This is a genomic window from Neobacillus sp. MER 74 (assembly GCF_023714155.1).
On sequence record NZ_JAMAUV010000005.1, the window covers coordinates 292,401 to 310,350 of the forward strand.

The window sequence follows — 17,950 nt, forward strand, 5'->3', positions numbered from 1 at the left end:
CACTATGGTAATCTCATATAGTCATTATTAATATTATGTAAAAAAGTATAGGTACTTGTTCATTCCTTATTTTACAAAAAAGACATTCTATTTCCTTTTGCCAAAATTAAAAAAGCAGAAACCGGATATCGGCCCTGCTCCATTCTAGTATAAATACGCTGTTCAATATACATTCAAGGGTGGCAAGCAGCCTTTTCCCCTCTAATCCATCACTTCAATAAATATATTCTTGTTTCATAGGGTTTAAGAGTGAATTTTTTCCGTAACTTCTTATCCGCACCGTCATAATTATGAAGAACAAGTTCAGAAGTAGAAAAAGATAAACTTCCCGGGATACGAAATCTGGTCGCCTTTTCACTAAAATTGTTAATTACAATCGCTTTTTGATTTCCTAATCTGCGCGTGTACACAAACAACTTCGGATGATTCGCTGCTAACAAATCGTAGGTGCCATAAACAAACACTGGATTCTCTTTTCTCAAGCGAATTAATTTTTTATAAAAAGATAGGATTGAGTCAGAATCATTTACTTGTGCCTCGACGTTAATCTCTGTGTAATTCGGATTGACCCCAAGCCATGATTGCTCCGCAGTTGTAAATCCACCTTTGTTGGTTGCATCCCATTGCATCGGTGTCCGCGCATTATCCCGTCCCTTTTCCCAAATAACTTTCATAATTTCGTCATGGGAACGTCCTTTTGCCGTTTCAACATGATAGTAATTAATCATACCAACATCATTGTATTCTTCAATGGAAGGGAACTGGACATTCGTCATCCCAATTTCCTGGCCTTGGTAAATAAACGGGGTACCCTTCATTAGAAAATAAAGGGCTCCAAGCATTTTGGCACTCTCTTTCCAATACTCCTTGTCATTTCCCCAGCTAGAAACCCGGCGCGGCTGATCATGGTTTTCAATAAATAGGGCATTCCAGCCTCTGCCTTCCAAACCTGTCTGCCATTTGGTTAAAACCTTTTTCAACTTACGAACGTCAATAGACCCTTCTGCATCCTTATCCCACAGATCTAAAAATTCGAATTGAAATATCATATTAAAATAGCCTTTTTCTTCGCCTACCCATTGATCTGCCTCATTTAATCCCACACCGTTTGCTTCCCCAACGGTCATGATGTCATAGTTTTTTATGGTTTTTTGCGAAAACTCTGTGAGGAACTCATCAATTCCATCCACATTCATCATTTTAGGAAAACAAGGTACGTAATCTAAGTGATCAGGGTTTGGCATATCAGGGAATCCTGGTTCTTTTTTTATATGTGAGATGGCATCGACACGGAAGCCGTCAATCCCTTTTTCCAGCCACCAGTTTACCATTTCGTATAAAGCATCCCTTACCTCAGGGTTTTCCCAATTCAAATCAGGCTGACGTGCGGAGAAGATGTGCATGAAGTATTGTTCTGTTTCTTTATCATATCTCCAAGCGGGCCCACTGAAAATCGACTCCCAATTGTTCGGCGCCTTTCCATCTTTACCATCACTCCAAATGTACCAATCACGTTTAGGGTTGTCTTTTGAGGAGCGTGACTCGATAAACCATGGATGTTCGTCGCTCGTATGATTGATGACCAAATCTAGGATTAATTTCATCCCACGCTGATGAACGCCCTCCAGCAGTTCGTCAAAATCAGCCATCGTCCCGAATTCATCCATAATATCCTGGTAATCGGAAATATCATAACCATTGTCGTCATTTGGTGATTTGTACATCGGAGAGAGCCAAATGACATCAACGCCCAACTCTTGTAGGTAATCTAGTTTGGTAGTCACCCCTTTTAGATCACCAATCCCATCGCCATTGCTATCCATAAAACTACGGGGATACACTTGATAAGCAACACTTTCTTTCCACCATTTTTTGTTCACTTGGGCACCTCAGTTCTAGACCGAATTCATTTATTAGCTTAAAAATTCTTGTATGCCTCTCAATCTAAACCCACCACATTTGCGAAACCGATTCCTCAATTAAGACCGATTTCAAATTGGTTACTGCCCGATTGAAACCTTCATTAATCGACATAATTGGATCTTCATGTTCGATACTGACCACATAATCATATCCGTAGGTTCGGAGTGCACTCATCATATCAGACCATTCTTTTAGGCTATGTCCACAGCCAACCGAACGGAACGACCATGCCCTCGTTTTCACTTCTCCATACGGCTGCATATCCGTTAATCCATACATATTCACATTTTCCTGATCAATGTACGTGTCTTTGGCATGGAAATGATGAATCGCATTTTCCTTTGCCAAAATTTTAATCGCTGCCACCGGGTCAATGCCTTGCCACCATAAGTGACTTGGGTCTAAATTAGCGCCAATGGCATCACAGGTCTCCTCACGAAGCTTTAAAAGTGTATATGGAGTGTGAACTAAAAATCCTCCGTGAAGTTCAAGCCCTATTTTTACATTGTGGTCTTTAGCAAATTGACCAACTTCCTTCCAATAAGGAATCAGTTTTTCTTCCCATTGCCACTTTAATACATCACCATACTCATTCGGCCAAGGCGTAACTGGCCAGTTTGGGTATTTAGCTCCTTCATGGTCGCCTGCTGTACCAGAAAAACAGTTAACAACCGGAACTTTCAGCAATGAAGCAAGTTGAATTGTTTTTACGAGTGTTTCGTGCGAGTTTTTAGCAAATTCTTTTTCAGGAGAAATTGGATTTCCATGGCAGCTGAAGGCACTAATCGTTAGTCCACGCTCTTCTACTTTTTGAATATACTCTTGGCGCGCCGCTTCACTTTCCAATAACGTGTCTAAATCACAATGGCTATTACCAGGATAGCATCCAGTTCCGATTTCAACCGCATGTAGTCCTGCACCTTTAACTGTATCAAGCATTTCCTCGAATGATTTTTCAGCAAATAAAACGGTAAAAACGCCTAGTTTCATAATGAATTTCCCTCACTCTCATAAATACGATCAATGATTTGTGAAACTTGAAGTGCCTCTTCAGGCTTTACCACTAGTTCTGCAATTCCAAGACAGGCATCGATAAAATTTTTCGCTTGCGGCACACCCGGATCTTCCTTGCCAGGAAGCCAGGCGGCCTCACTATTTAAAAGCATTCCGTGTTTCGTTGTAAAAAGTTCAAATGGAAAGACGCTTAAACCGCCGTCCGCTCCGGAAATGCTGACATTCGCCTGGTCGTCCTTGATATTCGCCGCCCAAGAAGTTTCAAATAGCATCGATGCGCCATTTTCAAATTTCATATAGGCGGTGACATGATCATCGACATTAAAGGTTTCATGATCAAACCTACCCCATTGGTTCACCTGATTCGGCTGTTTACTTAATGTGTTATATGTGGTGCCTGACACCGCGGTATGTTTTGGATTTCCCATCAGCCAAAGCGCTAAGTCGAGAAGGTGACAGCCAAAATCAATCAGGCTGCCGCCTCCTTGAAGGTCTTTATTGGTAAAACCCCCCCAGCCTGGTACCTTGCGGCGCCTTAATGCTTGGACTCTCACGACTAGCGGCAACCCTACTTCATCCATTGCCTTCTTAGCCGCCTGTGCTTCTTTCATAAAACGGTAATGGTAGGCGATCGCCAGAACTTTGTCCGCTTGTTTGGAAGCAGCGACCATTGCCTCGCATTCTTCGAAGCTAAGTGCCATCGGCTTCTCACATAGAACATGAACCCCAGCATTAAATGCGGCGATGGTAATCTCAGCGTGAAATTTATTTGGCGTACAAATACAAACCGCATCCACTTCTGGAAAAAGATCTAGATAATCCTCAAACGCATTAGGGATGTTATACTTCTCAGCTGTCTCTCTCGCTCGGTGGATATTCACATCGCTTAAGGCCGTTATTTCACAAATATCACTTAACTGTAAAAAAGCCGGGATATGGCGGCCCTGTGCAATACCGCCAACCCCGATAATTCCTATGCGAAGTTTTATCATTGTTCTCTCACTCTTACAATTTGTTTTGTTTCATTTGACTCAAGCGCTGCTAAAATAACCTCTAGTGATTTCATCCCTTCTTCACCGGGTACAAGCGGCTCCTGATCGTGAAGCACGGAATCTACAAAATGATTGATAACATGAGAGGTTCTTTGTCCACCCGCGTCATTGGACTGGATTTTCCCTAGCTGATAATTAACCACTTCTCCGTTCGAATATTGAACAACAAGTGAATTGGTTGGATCATCCTCTAATCGTAAAATCGCTTTTTCACCATATATAATAGTAGAATTATCTTCTTTACTTACATAAGCCCAGCTTGCAGCAAGTGTTCCGATAATCCCGCTTTCTGTTTTTAACACACAAACGGCATTGTCATCAACATCGGCAAATTCCTTAGCGCTCGTTTCAACAAAAGCACCTACTTCAACAATTTCTTCTCCTAGCACATAGCGAAGCAAATCGGTCTTATGAACACCTAAATCACCCATCGCCCCAACGAATGCTTTTTCCTTTTGGAAAAACCATCCTTCTTTGCCTTCGACACTCCAGCCTTCTGGACCGCCATGTCCGAATGCCGTACGGAAGCTATAAATTTTGCCAATTTCCCCGCTTGCTATTAACTGACGTGCTTTTTGATGAGACGGAACGAAACGTTGATTATGGGCAATCATTAACTTTTTGCCGCTCTCTTTCGCTGCGGCAATCATCGCTTTTGCTTCTTGCTTCGAAGTCGCCATTGGTTTTTCACAAAGAACATGTACACCTGCATTTAATGCCGCAATCGAGATTGGCGCATGAAGATAGTTCGGTGTACAAACGCTGACGACGTCCACTTCAGCATTTTTCAATAATTCTTCATAGCTTGTATATGCTGCTGCTCCGAATTTTTCAGCTACTTGATTTGCCCGCTCTTCGTTAATATCACAAACAGCTACAAGCTCTACCTGATTATTTGCTTTATATTCTAGTAAATGACGGTGCTGAGCAATACTGCCGCATCCGATTACTCCGACTCTTAATTTTCCCATTGTTATTTGCCTCCTTTAATTGCTTCTAGCGGTTTTGCATTTCCATAAACTGGACGCTCGCGTTTTACTGGCTGCGCCCATTTCACCGCATTAATAATGACGCGTTGAATGTGTTCGTTATGATAGGTTGGATAGGTTTCATGTCCAGGTCTGAAGTAAAACACTTTTCCATTCCCGCGTTTGTATGTACAGCCACTCCGGAAAACTTCGCCGCCTTCAAACCAGCTTGTAAAAATCAACTCATCAGGCTGAGGGATATCAAAATGCTCGCCATACATTTCTTCTTTTTCTAACTCAATATATTCAGAGATTCCTTCTGTAATCGGGTGGCTTGGACTTACAACCCAAAGACGCTCTTTTTCATCCGCTTCACGCCACTTCAAATCACAGCTTGTTCCCATTAATGTTTTAAAGATTTTCGAAAAATGGCCGGAGTGAAGAACAATTAGTCCCATTCCATCAAGGACACGCTGCTGAACTTTCTGCACAATTTCATCTTTTACTTCACCATGTGCCAGATGTCCCCACCATACTAATACATCAGTATTCGCTAGTACTTCATCCGTTAAGCCATGCTCCGGCTCATCAAGAGTAGCTGTTCCTGCTTGGATACCTTCAATCTGAAGGAAATCAGCGATTGTCCCGTGGATGCCGTTCGGATATATATCCCTTACAACCGGATTTTTTTGCTCGTGACGGTTTTCATTCCATACAGTTACTTTCAACATGATCAACCTACTCCTTTTTATCTTTTATTTACCTTTTATTTTAGAGAATAAAGAAATTAATGAAACGGCTTACATTGACAGATAGGGTGGAAAATATTGAACTCCATCGTTATCTATTTGAAAGGAAATTTCTGTCATCTTAATCCTCCAATTCTATAACATTACTTATTTGATTCCATCTTAAACTTTGTCTCTACAAATAAACATAGATGATATAATTGAAACATCGACTATTTTGCTATTTTATTTTTTCTAAAGGTGGGCATATGATGACAAATATATTATTCTGCGGCTATTCCTTTCACACAAATGGATATCATGCCCAACATAAATCCGGATACCCTGCGTATCTTTTTCGCCTGCAATCAGAAGGTGTCTGTGAAGTAGTGGTAAAGGGCAGTAAGATGGAACTCGAGAAAGGAGACCTTCTCCTCATTAAACCAGGGGATCACTATGAACTGCTGGTTAAAGCGGGACAAAACAGCGGGGATTATCACATAGTCTGTGAAGGAGCTTGGGTGGACGAGTGGTGGAGCCGTTCCGCTAAGCCGCCTGTCTCCCGAATCGATCTTGATGAAAAACTGCTCTCCTTATGGCGTCAAATCATAAACGAAAAACGCCGTCCATCCTCGAGCCAAAACGAAGAACTCACCGTTTATTTGCTGCGAGCACTCTGTTTATACCTGGAACGAGGTGTCAACGAAACGGTTCCTACCTTCAATCACCCGTATACCGTCACACGGATAATGAGGTACATTGAAGAGCATGCCCTAACACCATTTAGAGTGGAGGATGTGGCACGCCATGCTGGCCTTAGCGTTTCGCGTTCCGTTCATCTTTTTAAAAGCAGTGTCGGGAAAACGATGATTGAATATGCCTTAGAAATCCGTTTATCCGCTGCAGTCGAGCGAATGAAATACACATCCATGACACTTGAACAAATTGCCGAAGATTGCGGCTTCGGCAGCTATCCATATTTTCACAGGGTATTTCATAAGAAATATGGCATGGCCCCTGGGGCCTATAGGCGTCTGGAATACTAGAATTCAAGAACAGTAAATAGTAATTGAATGAGTTATTAAAAGCAGACGGTATAGCGGGAATCTTTTATAGATTCTCGTTACCATCTGCATTTTGTTCATCTATTGTTATAGGAATTTGGTGACTGCACGATTGACGTTCAACCAATTTATGTGGAATGATAATGCGCTTGGTCGGTTCTGTTCTATTTTCGATTTTTTGAATTAAACTCCTGGATGCTTGATATCCTAGTTCAAAAATATTAATATCAATGGAAGTTAAGGGTGGTTTTGACATTTCTGATAAAAGGACATTATTAAAGCTAACGACAGAGATTTCTTCTGGAACCCTGATTCCCAGCTCATCTAATGTGCTCAGTACACCTAGTGCCATTAAGTCGTCAACTACTGCGAGCGAAGTGGGGCGTTGTTCAAGCGCCATTAATTCACTCACCGCTTCTTGACCGCCTTCCCGAAGAAATTCTTCATGAAGGATGTATTCATTTTTTATGGGAATGTTTTCCTTTTTTAAAGCCTGCTTATACCCATTCAAACGGTCAACTGTAACCATTAGCTCTAGACTTCCGCCAATAAAAGCGATTTTCCGATGTCCATGGTCAATTAAGTATTCAGTAGCCTCTCTCATTGCACGAACATTATCATTATCAACATGTGTAATTTCTTCTGCATCTTTAGAAGGTTTTCCAATTACAACAAAAGGAAAATCCCTTTCTCTTAAATACGAAATGGCTTTATCCTCCACCTTGGAATTAAGAAGAATCATTCCATCTACTCGTTTTCCCTGAACCATGTGGATGACTGCTTCAAATATTTCCTCGTCTGATTTTCCAGTCGTCATATGCATGGCATATTTTTTATTATGGGCACTTTCACTGATTCCCTGTAACACCATTGAAAAAAAAGGATTCTGAAACACCACATCACCAGAGCTCGGCATGACAAGCCCGATTGTTTGGGTAGATTGAATGGCAAGGCTTCTGGCATTTTGGTTAGGATGATACCCTAGCTGCTCCATTGCCTTTTTAACTTTTCGTTTCGTTGCTTCGCTGATTCGCGAATTATTGGCAATTACTCTTGAAACAGTTGATGGGGCGACATCTGCAAGCTTTGCCACATCCTTAATGGTAACAGCCATTTTCTTCTCCCCTCTCATTCAAAGTTCATTGATTCTTACTACTAATTTTAGAATAATAGAGACGCTTATTTTTGCATATTCCAACATTTGCGAAAACGATTGCACATTCCACTCTTTATTATAAAGGCTTTATAATCAGTTATACAGCTAAAAAATAAGAGACCTCTCGATTTCAATAACCATATATCAGAAAATTAAGATTTTATTTCCAATTTTCTATTGAATTGCGCTGAGAAATAGATATAATAAGTTTTGAAAACGATTGCGCAAACGTTTGCACAATACAACAGCCTCCTATGCATTTTACATACGATTTTTGTGCAATTTCATGCAAACGGTTTCCTAGATTACTAGGTAAGGGAAAGGAGATTTTTCATGAAGAGAAAGCAGAAATCACTTCTGTCACTTGTTACAGTAGTTGGACTAATTCTTCAATTATTTTCTGGACTTGTGACAAGTCAAACAGCCAAAGCGGCAGAAACAGAACCAAAGCAGGTTGTACTTGTTGGCAGTCTGCAGGCAGTTTTAGGGAATTCAGGAGATTGGGATCCATCCTCTTCCAAAACGCAAATGGCTTACCAAGGAAATGGTTTGTATAGCTTTACCGGCACACTGCCGGCAGGAGCATACGAGTACAAAATCGCCATTGGAGGAAGCTGGAATGAAAATTACGGAGACGGCGGCGCGCCTGGCGGAAACAACATTAAACTAACTCTGACCGAACAAAAAGAAGTCACCTTCTACTACAATGACACTACCCATGCCATTGCTGACAGTACCCATTATACACTTTTGGCAGAAGACAAGATGCCTCGTTTAGTTGGAAGCATTCAACCTGCCATTAAGGCAGGGTCTGCCTGGAGTCCGGCAGACTCAACAGCGTTAATGGAGGACACCCATTTTGACAACATCTATTCCTTTACTGCAAAGGTACCTAGAGGCAGCTACGAATACAAGATTGTATTGGGAAAGGACTGGACGGAATCCTACCCTGCTTCAAATGAGAAGCTGAATGTACTCTCTGATACGACAATCACATTTTTCTATAACAACCAAACAAAAGAAGTTTATTCAGATTATAAACCTGTTGGATCTGATGGCATGATAGATAAGAATGCTCTTTATCATGATTCATGGGACCAAGTATACCGGACGCCGTTTGGGGCAATTCCTGCAGGGAAACCCGTCACATTACGGGTATCGGCAAAAAAGGGTGACCTAACAAGTGCCAGCCTGTATGTGAAAAACTATAATACAGGCACAATAAAGGTGCTTTCAATGAAAAATGCAGGCTGGACAGACACAAAGGACAAAGGTGCCATTGAGTTCTGGGAAGCCACCTTTACACCGTCTGACAAAGGAGTTCACGGCTATAAATTCATTGCCGGGGATCAGGATACAACAGTGGAATACGGAGAAGACACACAGGATGGGCATACCGGTAAAGCGGAGGATAAAAATGCAGGTCTCTTCCAATTGACCGTTTTCGACCCGGGCTATCAAACACCGGATTGGATGAAGGAAGCTGTTGTTTATCAAATCTATCCTGATCGTTTTTATAACGGCAACAAAGCAAATGACCATGTAAAGGATCAGATTGGAGCCCGAGGCAGCCAGCCAATAGAACATCCCGACTCCTGGTCATCCTTGCCTGATAATCCATATGAACAAGGCACTGGCTCCTACACAGGGGACGGTGAATTTACAAACGACTTCTTTGGCGGCGACATTGCTGGTATTAAGGCGAAGCTTGATTACCTTCAATCACTTGGCGTCAATACCCTATATTTAAACCCCATTGCACTTGCACCGTCCAACCATAAATATGATGCAACAGACTATAAACAGGTGGATCCGATGTTTGGCTCGGAAAAAGAATTCGATGATTTCTCCAAGGAATTGTCTAAACGGAACATGCACCTGATTTTAGACGGGGTATTTAATCATGTGGCTGATGATTCCATCTATTTTGACCGCTACCACAAATATAAAACAGTGGGTGCCTATGAATACTGGTCTCGTATTTACGATTTAATGAATGACGAAAAATTGTCTGAAACTGCAGCTAAGGATAAGGCCAAACAACAACTCATGGCTGAAGGACAAACCTTTAGCCCATACGGCTTTGAAAACTGGTTCCATATTGAAAATGTTAAAGTTCCAAATGAAAAAGTCAACGGTGTTTCGACGGGGGAGCATTATAAGTATGAAGGCTGGTGGGGATACGACAGTCTTCCTGTATTCGAATCCGTTAATGGCACAAAGGTTGAACATCCAAGTGAACTTAACAACACAGCATTGGCTAATTATATTTTTTATGACAAGGACTCAGTAGGAAAAACTTGGATTAATCGAGGTTCATCTGGCTGGCGCCTGGATGTAGCTAATGAAGTGGACAGTTCCTTCTGGCAGGAATTCCGCAAACAAATGAAGTCCAAGACTATGATAGGAGCTGGAAAAACACTTCAAAAAGAAGAAGAGCCACTTATTCTAGGTGAAATTTGGGATGATGCATCCAAGTACTTCTTAGGGGATCAATATGACTCAGTCATGAACTATCGTTTCCGCGGAGCCATTTTGGATTACTTAAAGAACGGTAATGCCGCTAATGCACAAAACACACTTCTCGCTATACAGGAGGACTATCCAAAGGAAGCTTTTTATGCCCTCATGAACCTGATGGGATCCCATGATACAGCTCGGGCAATCTTCCTGTTAGGCAATGGAACCGATACGTATTTCAGAGCGGAACAAGATCCGAACTACAAATACGATGAAGGTGTGAAGCGATTGAAGCTGGCTTCTATCCTGCAAATGGGTTACCCTGGAGCACCAACCATTTATTACGGAGATGAAGCGGGTCAAACAGGATCCAAAGACCCAGATGACAGACGCACATATCCGTGGGGGAACGAAAACAAAGACCTCATTGCACACTATCAAAAGATTGGTCAAATCCGCAAGGAAAATGCTGACCTATTCGCTCATGGCGATCTGCACCATATATACGCAAAGGGTGATGTGTTAGCCTATGTCCGGACAAAAGAAACAAAATCTGGACTTGTCATTATTAACAGAGGGAAAACCACACAAACGGTTGATATCGATACAAAAGTGCTGCTCGCGAATGGTCTTCGTTTTGTGGACCAATTGGACCCTAAATATGTGACTACAACGAAGGATGGCAAGCTGTCATTAACAGTTCCAGCTGAGTCCGGAAGAATGTTAATAACGGTTAATGATGTTAAACAACCACAGCCTGTTAAAGAAGTTACCGGCACAGCAGGTTCTAAGGAGGTTACTTTAAGCTGGACAGGAACAGGTACAAAATACAATGTCTATCAATCTACAGTTTCAGGTGGATTATGGACAAAAGTGAAGGAAACTACAGGTACATCTGTGAACATTTCCGATTTAAATAATGGTCGTACCTACTATTTTACTGTAACGGCCGTAAATGAAAGTGGTAATGAATCTGTACCTGCAGCCCCATCCGGCCTTGTGCCTCATTACGATGCTGCAAAGGCTAGTATTAAGGACCTGACTACATTAGATAACGGGGAACTGAATCTGGCACAGACCTCCAATGTTAAAGCAGCTTTTTACCTGCCAGGCGCGACAGAAACTGGTGCAGCAGAAGGAATCACGGCCGTTCTCCAAGTAAGAATGAAAGGCCAAACCGCTTGGACATCTTACCAAGCTTTGTATAATGGCCAGGCTCAGGGAGACCAGGCAAATGAGTTTCAGGGAGGCTTTACAGCGTATGAGGCGGGCAAATATGAGTACCGAATGGCCTTTACGCCGGATTTAGGGAATACATGGGTTTACTCAATTACTGGTGAAGTGACCTTTTCACACAGCACGTCTGATACTACCCCGCCTGCTAATGATGTAACTTTGGACACTCCGATCAAGGAATCCGGTCAGGTCAACTTGAATTGGAAACTCACGCAGCCGGATCAGCCATTTAAAACGGTCATTTACCGTGACGGCCAAATTCTTTCAACATTGGACGGCAGCGCCGCCACCTTCCGTGATTATCAGGTGGCAAATGGAACTGCCTACCAATATCAAGTGCGTGTCTATGACCAGGCTGGAAACCATGTAGAATCTAACAAGGTACGTGTAACCCCTGAAATTGTTATGGTACAAGTAACCTTTAAGGTTCATGCACCGGATTATACTGCTTTAGCAGCGCAGGTCAATATACCAGGCAGCTTGAATGGTTGGAATACTAGTGCCTGGACTATGAGCCGTAATGGCGCTGTGACGCCTGATTGGGAATACACAGTGGAACTTGAAGAAGGAACTGAGCTTACGTATAAATATACGAGGGATAATACTTGGGATCATGAAGGGTTAACAGATCATACACCATCCGATCATTCGGATGACGATATCAGTAACTATGGCTATGGTGCCCCAGGAACCGATATGAAAATTGTGGTCACGAACCAAGGCAACAACAAAATGGTGGTACAGGATACGATTTTGCGCTGGATTGATATGCCGCTGGCAGTCAGTCAAATTGATGTGAATGGTACGACTATGACCGTCAAGGGGAATGCGATCAAGGGTTCTGACTTCACCATCAATGGGGAAAAAGTGACAGTCGGAAATGATATGAATTTCACTCAATCCTTTACCCTTAAGGCAGGACAGACACAAGTACCTGTTCATATCGAACCAACTGACTCCACAAAGTCCTCCATCTTTAAAGAGGACGGCGGTTCTATTAGCAAGAATACAAAGAACTATGTCATTGATATCCTAACAAAAACGATAAGCGAGACCAAGTAAGCGGTCATCGAAAAGGTCTGCCGGGATCATGGCAGACCTTTTTTCCAATTAACTTTTTCTAAATACATGACGAATTTAATAACTTTTTATCAACTTATCCTTAAAACCGATTACTTCCTCATGGGTCGGTATGGAAGAAATGGCGCCTACTTTCGTACAAACCATTGCTCCCACTTTATTACTAAAGAAAATGATTTGTTTCAGTTGTTCGAAGTCTTTTAAAACTCTCTTTGGTTCTGTTGTTCTAGCCAACTGGTAAAGTGTTGCGCCTACGAATGCATCACCCGCACCGGTAGAATCGATAGAATCTACTTTTATACTTGGAACCAGCTCCATATTTTGCCCATTAGAAATCATCGTTCCTTCTTTTCCTAAAGTAACCGCAACGACTAATGCTCCCAGTTGATGTAGAACTTCGATTCCATCACTCAACTCTTTCATGCCAGAGATAATTTCTAATTCCTCATCGCTTACTTTTACAAAATCAGCGATAGCGATTCCCTTTTGCGCTAACTCTACAAATTGGTCTCTTCCCCCTTTCCAAAGGTCAATTCGATAGTTAGGGTCAAATGAGATAAATTTACCTTCTTCCTTTGCCGCTTCCATGACACTTAGATAAGTAGATTGAAAGGGATCCGTTAATAAAGCAGTCGCTGATCCAAAGTGAAGAATACCCGCATCCATGATTCTATTTTTATCAAGATCATTTTCCGTTAAGAAGGCATCGGCCCCACGATTAAAGACAAAATCTCTTTCGCCATTTGCTTTTAATGACACAAATGCTAGCGTGGTTGGATGCTCATCATCGAGAACCAGCATCGAGGTATCAACATTCACTTCGTCTAAAGTATTTTTTAAAAAATACCCGAACGGATCTTTGCCAACTTTCCCACTGAAGAGGGCACTGCCCCCTAGTTTCACAATCGTTGCACACACATTGGCGGGAGCTCCCCCTGCCTGTTTTTCAAAATGTTGCCCTGTAACTAAATCGATGTCTACATCTGTGCAGAAAAAATCAATTAATAATTCGCCGATACAAATGACGGATGTATTGGTCTTCATTTCCTCTCACTCTTCCTTTCTTCTAAAATCATTCTTCTTGCAAAAACAAAACTCTAACTCGATATATTCGATTAGAGCTTTGTTGAATAATGAAATTACTTCCCCCATATAGATTCTAGTTCTGTTAATTTTAATAAAGACACCTGGGTGTCTCCTTCATTTGAAAACAAAACAATTTTTTCATATGGCTGATTTGGAAAGATTAAACTAGTAATTACTACCTTCCCATCATTTGCAAATAATTCAATGGAAGAGGTATCGACAAAAATTTGAAGATTGATTTTTTCATTTTCCATTTTCAAAGGAGCTTCTTGTACCGCTGCGAAAGATTCTGAAAAACTATTTTCTCCTGCATTAGTTCTGTCAACTGCTATTAGTTCCCTTTCCACATCATAACAAATCACTGTTTTTTCATCTTTTGAACTTTGTAAGACGATACCAAACGAATTGGAAGTTTGTTTTTCAAACTCTAAATTAACTTCGACCAGTGGACTGAACATATTAAAAGATGCAGGCTGACCTGATTCAATCGTTAGGTCCTGATAAACTTCTGAGCTTTTTCGAATCGAATTGATTTCTGAAACCACCTTTTGAACCAAGCGAACTCCAGCCTCACTAGAAGTTAACAATAATTCTCGAGGTAAAGTCATCGCACTGCGCCATTCTTCCGTTGGTACTTGGTTTGCATAGCGCCAGTTACTCATCCAGCCAATATAAATTCTTCTGCCATCATGTGAAGGGATATCTGACCAGCTGACACCAGCATAATTATCCCGCCCATAATCTACCCAAAGGACCGTTTCATCGTGATGATCATTTACAAATGTGGAACCATCAAAATCACCAATAAAATACTGGGTTCTTGACCCTTCTTTAAACTCCGGGTTATCACCAATGCTGACAAACATGACCCACTTTTGCTTGTTTTCATCTCCATCAACTGACAAACGAAACAGGTCGGGACATTCCCACACGCCGTCATGTGAACCAGCCTGATGGCCAAATTCACTAGCAAACTCCCATTCTTTTAGATTAGCAGATGTATAGATGGTTACGGTTTGCCCAGTTGCTAAAACCATCACCCATTTATTCGTTTCTTCATGCCAGAATACTTTTGGATCACGGTAATCGGTAATGTTGACATCAGACAGGACTGGATTTCCTTCGTACTTCGTCCATGTTCTACCATTGTCGTCACTATAGGCGAGACTTTGACGCTGACGCGGACGTTCGGAGTCCGGATAAGTATCGGCACTTGTATAAATGGCGACTAACCCTGGTTCATCCTGGAAAAAACCTGATGTGTTATTCCAATCAACGACTGCACTACCTGAGAAAATGGCTCCATGCTCATCAGGATAAAGTGCGATGGGCAGCTGTTCCCAATGAATTAAATCCTTACTAACGGCATGACCCCAGTGCATGGGTCCCCAAGTTGTACCAAAGGGATGGTACTGGTAAAAAAGGTGATATTCATCATTAAAAAAGACCATTCCGTTCGGGTCATTCATCCATTTTTCCTCAGGGGAAAAATGAAATTGCGGCCGATGCTTTTCTTTATATCTTTGTGTCATTTGGTCTCACTCCCTTGTTATTTTACATTGGAATAAGACTGTACAAATACTTGCACTGTACAGCCTCAGCCAAAACTTTAATCTATTATTTTGTCGCTCTATCGTATCCTGCTTGTTTGATTTTTATCCAATCTTGTAACCCCAAGCGGTCTAATTCTTTCACATATCCATCCCACTCTTTTTCCACTTTGCCATTTTGAATCCATTCCGCACGTTTTCTCATCACAAAAGCAAACATATCTGTTTCAATGGTAGTAAGTTTGTCACTATCCTCTAATGAGAAGAATACTCTTGGATAAATATTTTCTGCAGTCATATGCGGTACCATAACATCCTTCATTAGCCCTAATCTCCATGCTGCATCATCTGGCTTCGTGGTAACTTTTCCATAATACTCATCTAAAATCGCTAATGGCCCGCCGACATTTGTTTTTTGTCTTAATTCTACTGGCGCAGAACCTTCTAATGGTAAATGTTTTAGCATTTCTGCCGCTTCATCCAATTCAAAGATGTTTTGCTGCGTTTTATCGCCATATGTTCCCCAGTTGTTTTGTACAGATTGTTTTGGTTCATATAATTGATCGATCCATTTTGCTGTCAATTCAATATTTTTATCTGCACTTGTAATAACCATTCGACCTCGATCAAAGCCCATTCCATTGGTTCTAGCTACATTCACATGACCATCAGGACCAGCCAGTGGCTTCATTAAGTCATACTTGTCATTCATTCCGGTAATATTAGCTTTATCCCAAGTAAAATATAAACCATAACGATTATCTTTACCTTTTGCTAGATACGTATTCCAATCTTGTTCAAACGCTTCCACATCGAGTAGGCCTTCTTTATATAACTCATTGAGGAATTTTATCCCCTCTTTATAGCCTTTGTCTGAGGCAGTAAAGGTGACTTTCCCATCATTGCTTACAACCGTATGGTCCCAGTTTTCCCCAAGGCCAAATGAACCAAATAAGAACGCTAAATCTTCCCCGCCTGCTTGCTTACCAATAAACGACATTGGGATTTCATCAGCTTTTCCATTACCATTTGGATCTTTTGTTTTAAAAGCGATCAATACTTGCTTTAATTCTTCAGTTGTTGTCGGCATTTTCAAACCTAATTTGTTTAACCATTCGACATTGATCCATGGGAAATCATCGACGGAGTGAATACTTTCTTTCCCTGAACCTAACTCCTCAATCCATGGAAAGGAATAAATATGTCCATCCGGAGCTGTCATCATCGCCTTATATTCAGGTGCAGCCTCGAGGACCTTTTGTAAGTTAGGCATGTATTTCTCAATTAAATCTTCTACCGGAATAATCGCCCCATCTTTTGCTAGCTTTAATAGATCATGGTCATTAAAACCTGCATCTAAGATCGCATCCGGTAAATCACCGCTCGCCATTACGAGGTTCCTTTTTTCAATAAAAGCATCTGAGGTGTAGTTTTTCCACTTAATATGAACTCCAGATTGATCTTCTAAACGCTTATAAATCAATTTTTTATTAGGGTCAGCCGGCGCTAATGGCGAGCTTTGGGTCATAAAATTCAATGTCACTTTTTCCTTTAAAGGAAAAGAAATATCCTTTAGTTTGTATTCTTTGGATGATGCTGTTTCACTTTTGCTGTTGTTACTGCAACCCGAAACTAGTAAGATCGTAGCAAGTGAGGCAGCCATAACTTTTTTTACATTTTTCATATACTTATCCTCCTAAATGTTATGTGTAAGCATTTACAAGTAAATCTATTAAATTGGCTCATTATTTCAATGAGCCCGCCATTACACCTTTTTCAAAATATTTTTGGAAGAATGGATACATGACCATTAGCGGCAGACTGGAAATGACAATGGATGAGTATTTAATCATTTCTGAGAGCTTTTTAAGTTCAGCCATTGCCTGCTGATCACTAATCATTCCCGGCCCCGCTTGATTTTGGATTAATATCGATCTCAAAACTAATTGTAATGGGTGTAAATTTGGATCTTCGAGATATATCATTGCATCAAAGTAAGAGTTCCATTGACCAACAAACGCATACATCGCCAAGACGAAGATGATTGGTTTTGAAAGCGGCAAAACAATTTTAAAGAAAATTAATAGATCTGAGGCTCCATCCACTTTTGCTGCTTCATGCAATTCGTATGGAATTCCTTTGAAATACGTCCTTGCCAGGATAATATTCCAAACATTAACAGCCCCAGGTAGTAAAATCGCCCAGGGGGTGTTTAACATCCCGAGGTCTTTTACAACTAGGTAAGTAGGGATAAGCCCGCCACCGAAAAACATAGTGATCATAAATAGTGTCATGAAGAAGTTTTTTCCGACAAAACCATTTACCGATAACGGGTAGGCCGCGAAAATGCAGACCACAACAGTGACAATCGCAAATCCTACCGAATATAGAATCGAATTGATAAAGCCTCGTACCATTGCATCATTGGATAAAATCAGCTGATACCCTTTAAAACTCCATTCTGAAAAATTGAATGAAATCCCTTTATTTAATAGAACCGTTGGATCCATGAATGAGGCAAGGACGACATAAACCAAGGGCACTAACACGACTAATACAGCGATGCATAGAAAGATATTATTAAAGCCTAATATGATTCGGTCTATGCGGGTGTGCTTAATATTCATATCAAG

Annotated in this window: 12 protein-coding genes; 2 read left to right on the forward strand and 10 right to left on the reverse strand. The window is 41.2% G+C overall.

Annotated features, from left to right (window positions below; translation table 11 throughout):
* Positions 1-209 precede the first annotated feature (209 nt).
* From M3610_RS11970 to M3610_RS11990, 5 genes are all read right to left on the reverse strand, one after another.
* Complete coding sequence (locus M3610_RS11970) at positions 210-1,880, reverse strand: glycoside hydrolase family 13 protein (protein WP_098575823.1); 1,671 nt, start codon at positions 1,878-1,880, stop codon at positions 210-212.
* A gap of 64 nt (positions 1,881-1,944) precedes the next feature.
* Positions 1,945-2,913, reverse strand: a complete 969-nt coding sequence (locus tag M3610_RS11975) for a sugar phosphate isomerase/epimerase family protein (protein ID WP_098575824.1) — start codon at positions 2,911-2,913, stop codon at positions 1,945-1,947.
* Positions 2,910-3,929 carry a Gfo/Idh/MocA family protein gene (locus M3610_RS11980; protein ID WP_098575825.1) on the reverse strand — a complete coding sequence of 340 codons (1,020 nt, stop codon included), beginning with the start codon at positions 3,927-3,929 and terminating at the stop codon, positions 2,910-2,912. Before M3610_RS11980 ends, M3610_RS11975 begins: the two co-directional genes overlap by 4 nt.
* Positions 3,926-4,960 (reverse strand): Gfo/Idh/MocA family protein, encoded by a 1,035-nt coding sequence (locus M3610_RS11985; protein ID WP_098575826.1) that lies wholly within the window; start codon positions 4,958-4,960, stop codon positions 3,926-3,928. The genes M3610_RS11980 and M3610_RS11985 overlap by 4 nt, the downstream gene beginning before the upstream one ends.
* 2 nt (positions 4,961-4,962) lie before the next feature.
* Positions 4,963-5,688 (reverse strand): ThuA domain-containing protein, encoded by a 726-nt coding sequence (locus M3610_RS11990; protein WP_098575827.1) that lies wholly within the window; start codon positions 5,686-5,688, stop codon positions 4,963-4,965.
* A 266-nt stretch (positions 5,689-5,954) separates the two neighbouring features.
* On the opposite strand from M3610_RS11990, the gene M3610_RS11995 reads away from it, so the two are divergent.
* On the forward strand, positions 5,955-6,731 hold the full coding sequence (locus M3610_RS11995; RefSeq protein WP_098575828.1) for an AraC family transcriptional regulator: 777 nt from the start codon (positions 5,955-5,957) through the stop codon (positions 6,729-6,731).
* A gap of 64 nt (positions 6,732-6,795) precedes the next feature.
* Here M3610_RS11995 and M3610_RS12000 read toward each other — a convergent pair whose 3' ends face one another.
* Positions 6,796-7,863, reverse strand: a complete 1,068-nt coding sequence (locus M3610_RS12000) for a LacI family DNA-binding transcriptional regulator (RefSeq protein WP_098575829.1) — start codon at positions 7,861-7,863, stop codon at positions 6,796-6,798.
* A 375-nt stretch (positions 7,864-8,238) separates the two neighbouring features.
* Here M3610_RS12000 and M3610_RS12005 point away from each other — a divergent pair, with 375 nt between their 5' ends.
* Positions 8,239-12,663, forward strand: coding sequence for a pullulanase X25 domain-containing protein (locus M3610_RS12005; RefSeq protein ID WP_098575830.1), 4,425 nt, complete (start codon positions 8,239-8,241; stop codon positions 12,661-12,663).
* 75 nt (positions 12,664-12,738) lie between these two features.
* On the opposite strand, the gene M3610_RS12010 is transcribed toward M3610_RS12005, so the two are convergent.
* The 4 genes from M3610_RS12010 to M3610_RS12025 form a co-directional block, all read right to left on the reverse strand.
* A complete protein-coding gene (locus M3610_RS12010) occupies positions 12,739-13,725 on the reverse strand; it encodes a carbohydrate kinase family protein (RefSeq protein ID WP_098575831.1) in 987 nt (328 codons plus the stop codon).
* A 95-nt stretch (positions 13,726-13,820) separates the two neighbouring features.
* The gene (locus M3610_RS12015; RefSeq protein ID WP_098575832.1) at positions 13,821-15,299 is read right to left on the reverse strand and encodes a glycoside hydrolase family 32 protein; all 1,479 of its coding nucleotides are present in this window, start codon (positions 15,297-15,299) and stop codon (positions 13,821-13,823) included.
* A gap of 85 nt (positions 15,300-15,384) precedes the next feature.
* Complete coding sequence (locus M3610_RS12020) at positions 15,385-17,001, reverse strand: ABC transporter substrate-binding protein (RefSeq protein WP_098575833.1); 1,617 nt, start codon at positions 16,999-17,001, stop codon at positions 15,385-15,387.
* A gap of 61 nt (positions 17,002-17,062) precedes the next feature.
* Positions 17,063-17,944, reverse strand: a complete 882-nt coding sequence (locus tag M3610_RS12025) for a carbohydrate ABC transporter permease (protein WP_098575834.1) — start codon at positions 17,942-17,944, stop codon at positions 17,063-17,065.
* Positions 17,945-17,950 lie beyond the last annotated feature (6 nt).